12 protein-coding genes are annotated in these 15,100 nt (G+C 49.2%); 1 reads left to right on the top strand and 11 read right to left on the bottom strand.

What is annotated here, in order from left to right; all coding sequences use genetic code 11:
- Nucleotides 1–492 precede the first annotated feature (492 nt).
- The 6 genes from oleD to AC5YBX_RS07655 form a co-directional block, all read right to left on the bottom strand.
- A complete protein-coding gene (oleD, locus tag AC5YBX_RS07680) occupies nt 493–1,593 on the bottom strand; it encodes a 2-alkyl-3-oxoalkanoate reductase (protein ID WP_494524806.1) in 1,101 nt (366 codons plus the stop codon).
- Between the two features lie 132 nt (nt 1,594–1,725).
- The gene (gene oleC, locus AC5YBX_RS07675; RefSeq protein ID WP_494524698.1) at nt 1,726–3,510 is read right to left on the bottom strand and encodes an olefin beta-lactone synthetase; all 1,785 of its coding nucleotides are present in this window, start codon (nt 3,508–3,510) and stop codon (nt 1,726–1,728) included.
- Nucleotides 3,510–4,382: an alpha/beta fold hydrolase gene (locus AC5YBX_RS07670; protein ID WP_475516610.1), complete on the bottom strand. Its 873-nt coding sequence runs from the start codon at nt 4,380–4,382 to the stop codon at nt 3,510–3,512. Before AC5YBX_RS07670 ends, oleC begins: the two co-directional genes overlap by 1 nt.
- Nucleotides 4,383–4,485: 103 nt before the next feature.
- Nucleotides 4,486–5,535 (bottom strand): 3-oxoacyl-ACP synthase III, encoded by a 1,050-nt coding sequence (locus AC5YBX_RS07665; protein WP_494519338.1) that lies wholly within the window; start codon nt 5,533–5,535, stop codon nt 4,486–4,488.
- 225 nt (nt 5,536–5,760) lie between these two features.
- Nucleotides 5,761–7,083, bottom strand: a complete 1,323-nt coding sequence (locus AC5YBX_RS07660; protein ID WP_494524697.1) for a methyltransferase — start codon at nt 7,081–7,083, stop codon at nt 5,761–5,763.
- Nucleotides 7,084–7,157: 74 nt separating this feature from the next.
- Nucleotides 7,158–8,318: a chemotaxis protein gene (locus tag AC5YBX_RS07655; protein WP_494524696.1), complete on the bottom strand. Its 1,161-nt coding sequence runs from the start codon at nt 8,316–8,318 to the stop codon at nt 7,158–7,160.
- A gap of 219 nt (nt 8,319–8,537) precedes the next feature.
- Between AC5YBX_RS07655 and AC5YBX_RS07650 the strand changes: the two genes are divergently transcribed.
- On the top strand, nt 8,538–8,798 hold the full coding sequence (locus tag AC5YBX_RS07650) for a DUF1289 domain-containing protein (RefSeq protein WP_494524695.1): 261 nt from the start codon (nt 8,538–8,540) through the stop codon (nt 8,796–8,798).
- A gap of 44 nt (nt 8,799–8,842) precedes the next feature.
- Here the strand turns inward: AC5YBX_RS07650 and AC5YBX_RS07645 are convergent, their stop codons facing one another.
- The 5 genes from AC5YBX_RS07645 to pstA all read right to left on the bottom strand — a co-directional run bounded on the left by AC5YBX_RS07645 (nt 8,843) and on the right by pstA (nt 15,062).
- Nucleotides 8,843–9,208, bottom strand: a complete 366-nt coding sequence (locus AC5YBX_RS07645; RefSeq protein WP_110458134.1) for a YajD family HNH nuclease — start codon at nt 9,206–9,208, stop codon at nt 8,843–8,845.
- Nucleotides 9,209–9,367: 159 nt separating this feature from the next.
- Nucleotides 9,368–11,347: a BCCT family transporter gene (locus AC5YBX_RS07640; RefSeq protein ID WP_494524694.1), complete on the bottom strand. Its 1,980-nt coding sequence runs from the start codon at nt 11,345–11,347 to the stop codon at nt 9,368–9,370.
- 379 nt (nt 11,348–11,726) lie between these two features.
- Complete coding sequence (gene phoU, locus AC5YBX_RS07635) at nt 11,727–12,428, bottom strand: phosphate signaling complex protein PhoU (protein ID WP_494519343.1); 702 nt, start codon at nt 12,426–12,428, stop codon at nt 11,727–11,729.
- An 85-nt stretch (nt 12,429–12,513) separates the two neighbouring features.
- Nucleotides 12,514–13,332 (bottom strand): phosphate ABC transporter ATP-binding protein PstB, encoded by an 819-nt coding sequence (pstB, locus tag AC5YBX_RS07630; RefSeq protein WP_494524693.1) that lies wholly within the window; start codon nt 13,330–13,332, stop codon nt 12,514–12,516.
- Nucleotides 13,333–13,409: 77 nt separating this feature from the next.
- Nucleotides 13,410–15,062, bottom strand: a complete 1,653-nt coding sequence (gene pstA / locus AC5YBX_RS07625) for a phosphate ABC transporter permease PstA (RefSeq protein ID WP_494524692.1) — start codon at nt 15,060–15,062, stop codon at nt 13,410–13,412.
- Nucleotides 15,063–15,100 lie beyond the last annotated feature (38 nt).

Raw genomic sequence — 15,100 nt, 5'->3', positions numbered from 1 at the left:
TGTTGTTGGCGATATTTTTTTGGCTACAACTTTATGCGTAGTCTGAGGTGAAGTCAATTAAACATAAGAAGCGTGCTACCAGATAAGCATGAGATTATTCAAGGCGTTGCCAGATTTTGACTCAAGTTAACCTTACTTAGGTTGGCGTTAGCCTATTTTGCTTTACCGACATTTGCTTTGTCTGCATTAACCCTCTTTTATTCGGCTAAGCCCATCCAGTGGGACTCTGGCGTACGCCATAACATGCGCCATGGGCGTTGATGAGGTTGGTACGAGATAGATAAGGGTGCTGGGGACTGAGGGCTAGGTGCTAGTTATGTTTGCACACATGCCTAGCCCCTTGAGTCGCGAGGGCTTGCTATGGCTAGGTCATAGGACACGCATGTTAAGTCGCAATGAGTGAGTCACTAATATGAGTACTCATTGTTAGTGCGGATGTGGATGCGTATAAATTAGCGCAGATAAATTAAAGCATTAGGCGAATAGTTAAAGTCACTGTTGTTGCTGTAACCAAGAGGCCAATAACACCATACCGTCATCGATAGAGATCAGCGGTTGATAACCCAGATCCTTTTTGGCCGCCGCAATATCAAAATAGTGGCTGGTCGACAGCTGCTTAGCGACAAAACGGGTCATGATGGGTTCTTGCTGTTTACCCAGCAGCCAATAGACACCTTCGAGCAGTGCCCCCACCCCATAGGCAAGATTAGCTGGCACGCGTTGGGTAACCGCAGGCAAGTGTGCACAAGCTAAGATCTTATTTAGCATGGCCGCCATGGTGATGGGCTCATCGTTACTTAAAAAATAACATTGCCCCGCACAAGATGGCGCGTCGTCATATAAGGCCAGCGCCGCCAATAGATGACCATAGGCGGCATTGGCAATGTAAATGGTATCGACAAGTTTATCGTCTCGGCCAACCAATTTCAGTCGTTTGGCCCGAGCACGCGCAATCACGCGTGGCACTAAATGGGGATCTTCAGGCCCCCAAATAAGGTGCGGCCTGAGCGATACCGTCTTTAACAGCTTACCATCGGCCAACACTTGGCCATTGGCCGCCACCACCTGTTGTTCGGCGCGGGCTTTGGACTCAGCATAATAGTTAAGGTAACTGGCGGCATAGGGCTGCGTTTCATCGATAAATGCTTCATCGACTCCGGCAAAAGTGACGCTGGGGGTGCTGGTATACACCAAGCGCGGAATATTATGCGCCACGCAGGCGTTAATAATGTTGTTGGTGCCCACCACATTAGGCAGATAATAGCTGGATTTATCGCCCCACACGCCCGCTTTGGAGGCCACATGAAACACCAAATCGCAACCTTGCAGCGCATCAGAAACCTGTTTGGCATCAATAATGTCACCCTTGAGCATATTGACGCCCATGGCGGTTAGCTCTGGATAAGTGCCACGGGCCAAACCACTGACCTTGATGCCAGCAGCGACAAGCCGCTCACAAATCGCCTTACCTAAAAAACCGCCAGCGCCAGTGACTAACACCCGCGGCGCACGCTGCGCTAATTGCTGTAAGGCGGCTTGCTCTTGTGGGTGAAACTGCGCCAGGCTTGGCGCTGTGGTGTGCTCTGCTGTCATGCTACCTGCTGTTATACTCTCTGCTGTCATGCTATCCGTAGCCATCATCATTTTTCAGTCATTTATCGGCCATTGCTCAGTCAGACTCATTTATCTTTTACCTTGCGGCGAGATCAATGGGGCAATTTTTGCTTATTCTTTATAAGTGGCTTGGGCCCATAGTGCTAATTTTTCTCTAAAAATCTTAGCGTTATGACGAATATCGACTGGGAACCCCCCATGAATGGCAAACCGTGTTATCCCTTTTGTTTGCTCATGGGTTTGGGCTAACTCACGTAATTCGTGATACAGCTGCGCCGAGCAACTGCAGCTTAAACCTTGCTTCAGCTCTAAACAGATCAGGGGCGTGGTGTTACCGTCGATGTCGATACCCACTAAGGCGGAGCGTTTAACGCTGGGATGCGTATTAAAAATACGCTCACAGGGAATAGAGAAATAGCGTTTGATGCTGCCCTCATTGTCAGGCGCTAACGCCTCGACCCGGTGCGCTTTGCGCCCGCACATCCATAATTTCCCGTCAGCATCGAGATAACCCAAATCTCCCATACGATGATAAATAACATCGTCATTGCCTACTATTTTGGCAAGCAGCGTCGCGCTGTCACGCTGATAATAGCATCGACTGACCATAGGCCCTGACACCACAATTTCACCAATCTCACCCGCAGGTAAGCGCAAATTGTCATCCCATTGAGCAATGGGCGCGTTATCGATCCCAATGATGGCAATATCGACTCCCTCTATGGCGTCACCTACGCAGATCCCACCGCCGTTATCTGTGATATCTGTAGTGGCAAATAGGGCCTGACTGCCCATTTTACTGATGGGTAAGGATTCTGTCGCGCCATAGGAATTAAGCACCTCAACATCATCATTGAGTAGCTGACTAAAGCGTTTTATAGAAGCGATGGTGGCAGGTGCACCGGCGGAGATCACCCGTCTTAGGCTAGGCAGTGTTACCGCGTGGTTATCTGTGCCCGCCTCACCTAAACGTTCAATCAGCGCCGGATTAACAAACATGTTAGTGCATTGATAGCGTTCGATCGCGGCAAAGATATGGCTAGGATTGGCCGTAATAGGTTTACTGGCATCCATATCAGGCACAATAGAAGCCATGCCTAGCGCTGGGCCAAAGAGGGAAAACAGCGGGAAAGTGGCTAAATCACGCTCGCCATGGCTTATCTGATAATCGTGTTTAAGCGCGCTAATTTGCGCCTCAAACATGCGGTGGGAATAGACCACCCCTTTTGGCGTACCAGTGCTGCCACTGGTAAATAAGATGGCGCACATCTCATCATGACTCAGCAGCGCCATTGGATAAGGCTTATCCACTGGCACCTGGCTTAAGAGTTGAGGCAAGGACACCCCGCCCCACCAGCCCTTGCCGCCAACGGTGATGAGTTTTTTAATGCTGTGTTTACCCCAGCCAAACAAGCACCTAGCGAGGTGCGCTTTAGGAATACCAATAAAAGCATCGGGCTGAGATTCTGCAAAACACTGCTTAAGGTTTTTTACTCCCATGCCAGGATCAACCAAAATAGGAATGATCCCCGCCTTAAACAAGGCAAAGGTGAGCGTGAAAAAATCGATACTGGGGGTGACCATTAACACGGCTTTCATGCCGCGAGTGATGCCATATTGCTCGAGGGCAAATGCCATACGCGAGCTGAGCTTATCGAGTTCATCGAAGCTAAGCTCTTGATAGCTGAACTTTTTAGTCAACAAACCGCCGTGGGCCTGCTGCACCGCCACCGCCAGTTGCGTTGGGGTTTGCTGGGCGGCGCTGTGCAGATGGCGACACAGATTGGCACCATCGGCATTTAATTGTGGTTTATCAACGACATTTGCCAGCACTGGGCTAACAGATGAGCTACCAGATAAGCTATCGGCTGGGCTACTGCAAACGGGCGGTGTCATTAGTGCGCCATAAACTGGCGAACATGAGCGACAACCTCATCACTGGCATCTTCTAAAATGTAGTGACCACAATCGGCAAATTCATGCACTTGAGCACCCGGAAACACCCGTTGCCACTCATCTAAGAAGTGCTTATCGAACACAAAGTCTTGCAGGCCCCAACAGATCATCACAGGCAGTGTGGCAAACTGTGGCAAGGCAGCGGCAATATCCGACACCAACTGATAGTTTCTATCGCCAGGCTTAAGCGGAATATCTTGCACAAAACGCAGCGTCGAGATGCGATTGGCCCAAGAGTTAAACGGCGCAACATACGCTTGGCGAACCGCTTTCGGCATAGGCTGACGTTTAACGCCAACATAAGATGCAATCGATGAAAAAGCATTAAAACCGCGCACCAATACCGTACCTAGCAGCGTGTTGCGGCAGATAGATAAGGCCCACGGAAAGGGTTTTGCCTCTGGCAGGTGAAACGCGCCAGTGTTGAGGATGACTAATTTTTTAATCCGCTCAGGATGACGCGCCGCAAAGCCCATGCCGATCATACCGCCCCAATCGTGCACGATAAGGGTAATATTTTGCTTAACGTTGAGGTGATCTAATAAGGCTTCTAAATCATCAATACGCTGCTCAAGGGTGTAATCGTATGCGCTATCGTCTGGCTTATCTGACAAACCACAGCCAATGTGATCCGGCACAATACACTGATGGTTATCGCTTAAGGCCGATACCAAGTTACGATAATAGAATGACCAGCTTGGGTTACCGTGCACCATCACCACCGGCTCGCCTTGGCCCTCGTTGACGTAATGCAGTTTGTTACCATTGATATCGAAATAATTGCGCTTAAAGGGAAATAGCGTATCGAGCATGATCTTTCCTATATACCATTTTTGTCCTCGATAACGACCGATGCGCCGCTATCGAGATAATCTGTTTGATTGAGACAACACTATGGGGACAATCAGTGGCCAATTACCACTTAAGCCCAAGCATCATGCAATTTAGACCACTGCCTATCCCAAGAAAACTCACCTGATCGCCTTTACGCAAAAAGCCTTGATCATGCGCCATGGCAGCGGTGACCGGCAACGAGACAGTGCCCATGTTGCCCAAAAATTGGTAGGTGGGAAACTCTTTCTCTTGCGGAATATTAAGCGCACTGAGTACCTGTTTACGGTTAGAGGCGCCCACTTGGTGACAAATCACCTTGTCGACCTGCTCCACCAGCCAGTTACGCTGCTCAAGGAAATGGCTCCAAGTATGTCGTGCCAGCTCGACCCCCTCTTTCAATAGGGCCACACCATCGGTGCGCATAAATTCGCGGTACAGTTGCGTGCCCGCTTCTTGCAAGCCCCACTGACACAAATTGTGATGCTCGGGTGCCGACAGATGGCTTGCGCCCAGCAGTTGGTGCTGGCGATCGCCTTTTAAGGGGATGCTACCATCGGTTAACAACACCGCCACCGCGCCCGAGCCGCCAGTTAAGGTCGCTAACGACTGCGCATAATTTTGCATCGTTGGCTCAGCTAGCATATTGTCTATGGTGATATCGACAATATGACGCGCCGATTCACACGAGACCACCAGCCCAGCTTTGATTTGGCCTAACTCGATGCGATTAGCGATATCGAGAATACCCGACAACACCCCAAGGCAGGCGTTACTGATGTCGTAAATGGCAGTATCTTTTGAGACGCCAAGCTCCGCCGCGATGCGACATGCTGTGGCTGGCTCATGTTGGTCACGACAAACGCCGGTGTAAACCACCGCGCCTAAATCGCTAACACTGATGCCGGTTTCTTCAATAGATTTGTACGCCGCAGCCAAGGCGCCGTCAGATAATCTGTGGCCTTTAGGCCACCAACGACGCTCTTGGATCCCCGTTAATGCAGCAAGCTGCCCCATTGGGATCCTAAACTTTTGATAGAGAGGGGCTAATCGAGACTCTAACTCTGAAGTGGAGACCACTACAGGTGCCAGCTCATAGGCTAGACTATTTATAAAAACGCGAGAATATTTCATGCAACCGTGTAGTTCGCTCAATATATCAACACTAACCGCGCCAATATTTATTATTCACTGATAACCCGACATTTGAGCAAGAAACGGCGCATGATTCAATAAAAAACCATCATAGAGCGGCTTTTTTCGGCAATATGTCGACAAGTGTCGCCTCTTTAACCAAGTCTATCGGTTTTATCTCACCAAGTGGCACGTGCATTCGCCCAGAACCAAGGCAGCGCCGATTTAGTCATGGGGGTGACGCTGAGCCAAAATCAGATAGTTTCGCGGGGTGATCTGCTTATCACAAAAAGTGGTTAACTTGACCTGATAACCCGCATCTTCGAGAAAGCATACTCTATCAAGCAAGAGCCATTGCTCCAGCACGTCACGAAACAGGTGCGCCACCAGATCGATACGCCGCGTGAGTCGCTGGCGTCGATACCCTAGTGCCAAATAATGCTCCACAGGCCAGTTTACCGGCAAGGATACGCCTTTTTGCGCTGCGGCCCAGAGACAAAATGCCTTAAAGTCGCCATTGAGCTGACTCTGTTTTACCGACGGTATCGGCAAGTAATGATCATGCCCGCTCACCTCACGCTGCAAGCTATCAAAACCTAAGCGCCACGCCACCTCTTTATGGCGCAGCTCGGTGGCCTTGTCATTGGCGATAACGCTGTGCTGCAAAGGCAACTGCAGATCGTGACGACTTAAGTTAAGTCCACTTTGCTGAGCGACCTGCGATAACGGCTGATAATGGCTAGCGCGAATAAGATGGTAACAGCAAGGTGATATTGCCAGTGAAGCTGTGTTCGCGCACCTTGCCTGTTGCAGTAACGCCACATGTAAATCGCCACAAGCATGTAATGCCACCGCTTGCTGAGCCGGTTTTAGCAACCGAGCGGCATCGGGACTAAAGGCATCGGCGCAGACAAACCGTTGCGGCAGTGACCACTGCTGCGCAAAGGCTTGACCGCTATCACATAAGGCCGATTGCCATTCAAGACTGGTGACACTTCGCTGCTGCGCTTTAGCGATTAACCGCCCCAGATGACCTTTACCGGCGCACCACTCGAGCACATCGTGCTTATCATCGGCAATGGCCTGGGTAAATGCACTGATCTGCTGCCACTTACGGCCTTTAATGTGGGCGCTAAAATGGGGCGCCACCTCATCGGCTAAGCCGGTGACTGCCACATTCTGTACCGCGTGACTTGCCTGCGGTTGAGCGGTGCGTGGCGCATGGGGCAGCTCTTGGTCTGGCGCGCCGCCTGACAATAACCCCAGCGAATCTAACAATACCTGCGCCTGAGTCGCAGAAGCTGACTTCCCATTGGCCATTGCGTTAAGATCGTGCGTCAGTGCTGGCAGCAAGGTCGCCAGTAAGCGCTGCGTATCGACATCAATAGCGTCGATATCATCATCGCCTATTTGCCACACCTGCTTAGCCAAGGTCGGGTGGTGTGCCTCCCAAGGCAGATGATGACATTCGAATGCTTTAACCTGCCATAACCCTCGGCTGCTATGCAGTAATGCGCCGAGTACCTGCAGGGTTTGACCATAAGACATGTTAATTCCTTCATAAAAAAAGCACTCGGTGAGTGCCTTTTTATTGTAATCAAGTTACCGCAGCGAGCATAGCGCTATTGAGGCGATTGCGGCTTAAGCGCCATGCGTTTGCCCAGCCAAACGCCCAAGCCGAGCGGCGCAAAAAAGATCACCAGCAAAAATAAGACAAAATAGAGGATCAGGCTCTTGAGCGTGGCGGTTAATTGCGCAAACACCACCTCAACCGAGTGCTGGGCAATTTGATCCAAATTGGCTGCGGCAGCCATACGCTCTCTTGCCACCATCTCCTCTAGGGCAAGGCGCTCATTTTTAACCATAGATTCGAGCGCTTGTCGCTCGGCAGACAGCTGCACGAGTTTGCTATCGGTCGCTTCACTGAGCTGTTGTAATAGTGGGGTCAGTTCGCGGCGCAGATCCACCGCTAAGTCTTGCATCATTTGTGGGCTCTGCTCCATTAAGCGGTGAAAACGCGCCGATGTTTCGCTGATGCTGGCCAAGGTCACCTGAATATGTTCCACATTTAGGTTTGAATGCAATGCATAAAGCTCTGCTTTCCAGCCAAGGATCTTAGGCATCTGCTCAGATATCATCGCCATGCGATCGGAAATATCACTCATCACCTCGGGCACGGTACCAAATGTGGTCACCGCTTCAAACTCATGAATGGCTTTAAAGTCTAACCAATCCCTAAAAGCGGAACGGCGCACAAAGGTGATATCGGTCAGTGGATTATCGGCCACGTACTGATTAACAAACGCCTGATACTGCTTAAAATCGACCTCGTTGACAAAGCCTTTCACTGTCTGCTCGAACTCTTGTTGCAGTTGCTGACTAGCGGTGACGGCAATGGCTTGCTGCTCGCCAAACAGTTGTTGACCTGCGCCAGAGGCAAAAAAGGCCGACATTTGAGCCGTTAAGGTCCAGGTATCGACCATAGCTGCCATGGGCGATGCCTGAAAGATCGCCCGCTGCAAAGCTTGCTCACTGTTGATTTTCCACATCAGGGAGTGAGACTTGATAGCCACATCATCGGGCGCTAGCGCCGCAATTTTATCGGCGCTATGCTCAACCCCTGTGTAGAAGGTATTACTGAACTCACGACTAAACACCCGCATATTCAGCTGTTCCTTAGGTAGTGGTTCGATACCACTTTCTAATTTAATCTCCAGTAATGAGCAGCCGCTAACGCCGATTAACATGATGACTATTAAGAAAAACTGAATATTGCTGCGCATAACATAACTCGTGAGGTAAGCAGATTGAAGTACCTCTTAAAGTAAGTGTTTTCTGCAGGCGGCTCAAGTGATAGTGATTAGATAATCTCAATAGCGTCAGGTCTTAGCCTCAGCAAAAACCTCTATGAAGGCTTTATGTTAAGCAAAAAGGTAGCGGCGTTGAATCTGCCTTGCCACTGACGTAGAATCGCGCCCAAAACAATCAACAAGAGTTTACCTATGCGCTCACCCTGCGTCGCACGCTGTGGCCTTAATGACGATGATATTTGTGTGGGCTGTTTTCGCCATATTGATGAGATTGTTGGTTGGGGACAGGCCAGCGAGGCCCGTCAACAGGCGATTGTTGAGGCGGTTAATCAGCGTAAAGCCCAGCTAAAACAGAGCAAGCCGTCTCAGGCCAGTGTGCTGAATAAAGGGCAGATCATTAGCCGTGACAAGTGGCGCCAAGCCGAACAACGCTTGCTTGAACAAGACAGTTGATAACGGCTCGGCATCTTATGCTAGCGACAGGCCGTTGGCGCTTATCACTTTTTGCTCATCATCCCTTTTAAGTCTGCAAACGGGTTATAAGTGGCCGCCTCGACTTTGGTTTCGGTGGTCGCACCATATTGGATCAGCTCTTCATACTTAGCATGTTCATTGTCATGGCAATAGAGGCACAATAGCTCCCAGTTTGACCCGTCTGAGGGGTTATTGTCATGGTTATGATCGCGATGATGTACGGTTAACTCGCGCAAGTTGGAGTGAGTAAACTCGCGGGTACAACGGCCACACACCCAAGGGTAGAGTTTTAACGCCTGTTCACGGTAACCGGTTTCTCGTTTGGCTTTGTATTCGCGCGCCTCAGCCAGCACTTTGTCTAGCTTGCTTTGACCTTGATGGGTTGACATGAACTGTCTCTCTGCAAAAAATAATTGCCTGCAAGAATAATCATTGGCCTAGCTAAGTGCAACCAAAATAGTGCAGCACTATATGCCTTAACCACCCACATAAAAAAGCCCAACTCAAGGAGTTGGGCTTTTAAATCACTTAAGGTGAGCTATTTGGGGTTAGGTATTTTCATCACTGACATATTCTGAGCTCGACAGATGCAGATAATGCAAATAGCGCTCATATTGGGTCACCACGTCGGCCAAGATCTGCTCCTCGGTGTAACCCATTACGTCATACTGTTGACCACCGTGCTCAAGGAACACTTCGACCCGATAATAATTAACGTCACCGTCTTTAATCTCGGCTTCTAACGGATTAGGGATGGTATATGCTCGTATCCTTAAGCCGTAGACAAAGTCACCCTGCTCAGTTTCTTGGATGATAAAGCGGACTCTGTCTTCAACATATTGCATCTGCGCCGGAATATTACGCTTCACAAAGCTTAAACACGCCTTTTCTAAGGCGGGAGCGGCAACATGTTTCAAAAACAGCACAGCATCTTCATGGCTTGGATGCGACACTAGTACATCGATGCGCTCTTCCCAACTGACGTTGGTCTTAGCGTATTGCACACTGGTATTGTGCGATTGTACGCTATTGATCTTAAGCCAGTCATCTTGCAATGCCTTAAACAAACCAAAGCACATTAACAACATCACAATTAAAAATGGCATCGCACTGGCTATCGCTACCGTCTGCAGGGCTTGTAACCCGCCAGCAAGTAACAGTACAGAAGCCACTACACCTTGCAATAATGCCCAAAAAATACGTTGCCATACTGGCGACTTCGGATCGCCGCCCGAAGTCAGGTTATCAATCACCAGTGAACCGGAATCTGAAGAGGTAACAAAGAAGGTCACCACTAGGCATAAGGCGATAGTCGATAACAGGGTCGACATTGGCATATGTTCGAAGAACATAAACAAAGCCACCGACACATCAGAGGATACCGCATCGCTCAAATAGGTCGCGCCGTGATTCATAATGGCGTCGATAGCGGTATTACCAAACACGGTCATCCATAAAAATGTGAAGGCCGAAGGCACAAATAACACGCCAATCAAAAACTCACGAATCGTGCGTCCACGGGATACCCGCGCAATAAAGGTACCTACAAATGGAGACCAAGAGATCCACCAGCCCCAATAAAGCAGTGTCCAACCGCCAATCCAATCATTCTTTTGCTCGTAGGCATAAAGATTAAATGTCTTCCCGACAATATCACTTAAATAGGCACCAGTATTTTGGACAAACGCTTGTAACAAGGCCACCGTTGGGCCAAATAACAACACAAATATCAACAGTAAGATGGCGAGTCCCAGGTTAAGCTCACTGAGGCGCTTCACCCCTTTATCTAAACCAGAAAACACCGATAAAGTCGCGATTAGGCTGATAACTATGATTAAGATCACCTGCACCATGGCAGAAATCGGTACCCCAAGCAGGTAATTGAGCCCAGAGTTGACCTGCAACACGCCAAAGCCTAATGAGGTAGCCACACCAAACAAGGTGCCTAATACCGCAAAGGTATCCACCGCATGGCCTATTGGGCCGTTAATACGCTCACCGATTAAGGGGTACAGCGCACTACGAGGCAGCAAGGGTAATTTATGACGATAAGAGAAGTAAGCTAAACACAACGCCACCACAGCATAAATAGCCCAAGCATGGATACCCCAGTGGAAAAAGGTGATCTTCATGGCATCTTTGGCGGCCTGAATGGTTTGCGGATCGGCATCGGGCGGCGCCAAGAAGTGCATCACCGGCTCTGCTACACCAAAAAACATCAACCCAATCCCCATACCAGCCGAAAACAGCATGGCTATCCAGCTTTTATAGCTGTAATCGGGTTCAGAATGGTCGGGGCCTAATTTTATGTCACCAAAACGGCTGACCATCACAAAGATAATAAAAATTAAGAAAATCGCCACAGCCAAGATATAAAGCCAGCCGGTTTTCATCTCTAACCAGTGCTGAGCAGATTTAAAGATAGTTTGTGCTTGTTCAGGCCACACCGCACCCACAAACACCATAATAAAGATCATGACCACCGATGAATAAAACACCGGTGGGTTGATACTCGATTTTATCGACATAATTCCTCTCAAAATAAGCAAATACCACACAACCTAACAGGTGACTGTCTAGTTGAATTTGATGCTGTCCATGCGGCGCCATGTAAGTTATAAGGCAGCAGCGAGAACACTCCTGAGTGAACGTTTAAACACGATGTAAATAACGGCATCGCTCAAAAACATCTTGAACGACGCAACAAATCACATTAAATAACAACCATTAAAAAGCGCTATTGAATACAATCTACCTTCACCAAAAGCTGGCGCAGTATACCCGAAATACCTTATCAATTCACCTCTTTAGCTAAATTGTATAGATATTCACCTATCTTGATAAAGCCAAAGAGCAGTCTTAAAGACTGCTCTAATCTAAATCGGCAACTGAGTTTGCCTCTACTGGCTAGATTTTTTGCATCTCTTCATAAGAAGTGTGGCGCACATCTTTGCCTTTGACATAATAAATAATGTATTCGCAAATATTTTGGCAGCGATCCCCTACCCGCTCGACGGCGCGAGCCGCCCATAACACATCCAGTACTTCGGGGATTGAGCGCGGATCTTCCATCATATAGGTCATCAACTGGCGAATAATGCCCTCATACTCACTGTCGAGCTTGATATCTTCTTTATGCAGCTCAAGAGCGACATCGGCGTCCATGCGCGCTAAGGCATCTAAAGTCGCATGTAAGGTCCGGGTAGCATGACGGCCCATATTCTCGATACTGACTAGCAGTGGCTGTTGATTTTTCAATCGCTTGTCTAATGCCGCCTTGGCAATCTTAACGCACGCATCGCCGATACGTTCTAAATCGGTAATGGTTTTAGAAATGGCGATGATCAAACGTAAATCACTGGCTGCCGGCTGACGCTTGGCGATGATGCGGGTGCACTCTTCATCGATAGACACCTCCATACCATTGACCGTATGGTCGCCCTCAATCACCTGCTGCGCCAGTTCGACATCTAAATTGCCAAGCGCATCGAGTGCTTGCTCCAACTGACGCTCGACCAAGCCCCCCATAGCCAATACGCGATGACGAATATCATCCAGCTCAGCGTTAAACTGACCCGAGATATGTTTATTTAAATTCATGTTTTCCATTAAAATTCAACCTTGTTAAATATCATCAATTCTGCCATCACTACGAGTCTTAGCCCGCCGTTCAAAGCCTGCGATAGCGATGAGATTAGCCATACCGCCCGGTAATATAATCTTCGGTCTTCTTCTGCTTCGGGGTGGTAAAGATGGTATTAGTGTCGGCATATTCCACTAACTCGCCCATGTACATGAAGGCCGTCTGATCTGACACCCTTGCCGCCTGTTGCATATTATGGGTCACTATCACCACGGTATATTGCGATTTTAACTCGGTGATCAGCTCTTCAATGGTTAAGGTCGAGATAGGATCCAAGGCGGATGTGGGCTCATCCAATAGCAAGACTTCTGGCTCAATGGCAATGGCTCTGGCGATCACCAAACGCTGCTGCTGCCCGCCCGACAAGCCAAAGGCATTATCGTGTAATCTGTCTTTAACTTCATCCCAAATGGCCGCACCGCGCAGCGAACGCTCGGCGGCTTCATCGAGTTGACGACGATTATTAATCCCCTGTAAGCGCAAGCCATATACCACATTTTCATAAATCGACTTGGGAAACGGATTCGGGCGCTGAAACACCATGCCCACATTGCGGCGCAATGAAGCCACATCGACATTTTTGGCGTAAATATTTTGCCCATGCAGTAAAATTTCGCCACTGATATGGCAGTTATCCACTAAATCGTTCATGCGATTAATGCAGCGCAGCAAGGTCGACTTACCACAGCCACTGGGGCCGATAAAGGCGGTTACTTGCTTTTTCGGGATCTTCATCGACACATCAAATAGCGCCTGTTTATCGGCATATTTAAGATCCAAATTGCGGATCTCCAGTGCCGTCTGCTCATGGCTTAAATTATCTAAGTCTACCGGCGCGGTTTGCATTACCGACTTATCTATCGAAATCATATCTGTTCCTAATCACTTCAGGATAAAGGGGGATTGGCGCTCAAGCCGAGCTTCAGCGCAATGTAATCTATGCCCAATTAATGCTCTAGCGAGCGATACTTCTCACGCAAGTGGTTGCGCACGGCGATGGCCGTTAAGTTTAAGCTCACAATCACAGACACCAATAAAAATGAGGTCGCATACACTAGGGGCCTCGCCGCCTCAACATTGGGACTCTGGAAACCGACATCATAAATATGGAAACCTAAATGCATGAATTTACGCTCTAAATGTACAAATGGAAAGTTCATGTCTATTGGCAATGTGGGCGCTAATTTAACCACACCCACCAACATTAATGGCGCCACTTCACCCGCAGCGCGGGCTACCGCTAAAATCAGCCCGGTCATGATGGCGGGGCTGGCCATGGGCAACACAATGCGCCACAGGGTTTCCGCTTTCGTCGCCCCGAGCGCCAAACTGCCTTGGCGCACCGCACTGGGAATACGGCTTAAGCCTTCTTCGGTGGAGACGATGACCACAGGCAAGGTCAAAATTGCCAAGGTGAGCGCCGACCAAATCACCCCGGGTGAGCCGAAAGTGGGCGATGGTAAGGCTTCGGGATAAAACAGTTGATCAAGCGAGCCGCCCAACATATAGACAAAAAAGCCTAAACCAAATACGCCATACACAATCGATGGCACGCCGGCTAAGTTAATCACCGCAATGCGGATCATCTTAGTGATGGGGCCTTTTTTGGCGTATTCATGCAGGTAAACTGCGGCAATGACACCAAAGGGGGTAACAATGACCGCCATCAACATCACCATAAATACGGTGCCAAAGATGGCCGGAAACACGCCGCCTTCGGTGTTGGCTTCGCGGGGATCGGCGCTGACAAAATTGCCCACCCCTTTAAACCAGTGGACTAACTTACCGGCGATGCCTAAACGATTAGAATAGGTGACGCCTAAAATAGTATCGAGTTTAAGCACCACCTCTTCACCGCGCATATCGCGCACCACAACCGCATCGCGAGCCGCCGCTTGACGCAGGGCAAAGAAGGTTTTTTCCAGCTCAAGGTACTCATTTTGCAGCCGTTCACGTTCGCTCGCTAGCGCCTGCTTACGGCTGTCGGTCAGGGCGTTATCTAATTCATAACCCCGCTGCTTGAGACGTAAGTTTTCTAGCTGATAGTTAATCGAGCCAATGTCGCCTTTTTGCAGCGACACCGCTTGGTCACTCAAGGCGACGGCCCGCTCGATATGTGCCTCAAATGAGGCTTCCACATCATCTAACGCTAATCGTTTGCCATCTTCGATAATGGCAATAGGATAACCGTAAAAATCGCCATTTTTGCTGCGCTCAAGCTTAGCCACATCATAGGGCGCGGTGCGCGAGACGATGTCAGTGGCCAACACCCAACGAAAGTCCAAATTCACAAACTCACGGTTACCCGTTTTAATTAAGTAACGGGTGACCGTTTCACCTGGATGCTGCTTAAACTGGTGCCCCGCCGACAACAAGCGCTCGGTAGGTACAGCTTCGGTGTCGTAAATCTCGCCAATCAAGGTTGAACGTACTCCTTGTTGATCCACTAACTCCCACTGATAGATCTCTGCTGGCCAGAAATAACTCAGTCCGCGCCATGCGATTAACAGCAGCAATCCCAACACGGCAATCAAGCTAATACTCACGGCGCCGCCCGTCATCCAGATCCACGGCGAACCCGATTTAAACCACTTACCCATTACATAAGCCTCTTAAGGTCACAGGCGAAAATATTAAT

The organism is Shewanella sp. 492 (genome assembly GCF_059338445.1).
The sequence above is the reverse complement of the archived record's forward strand: the minus strand, read 5'-3'. Positions and strand labels throughout refer to the sequence as shown.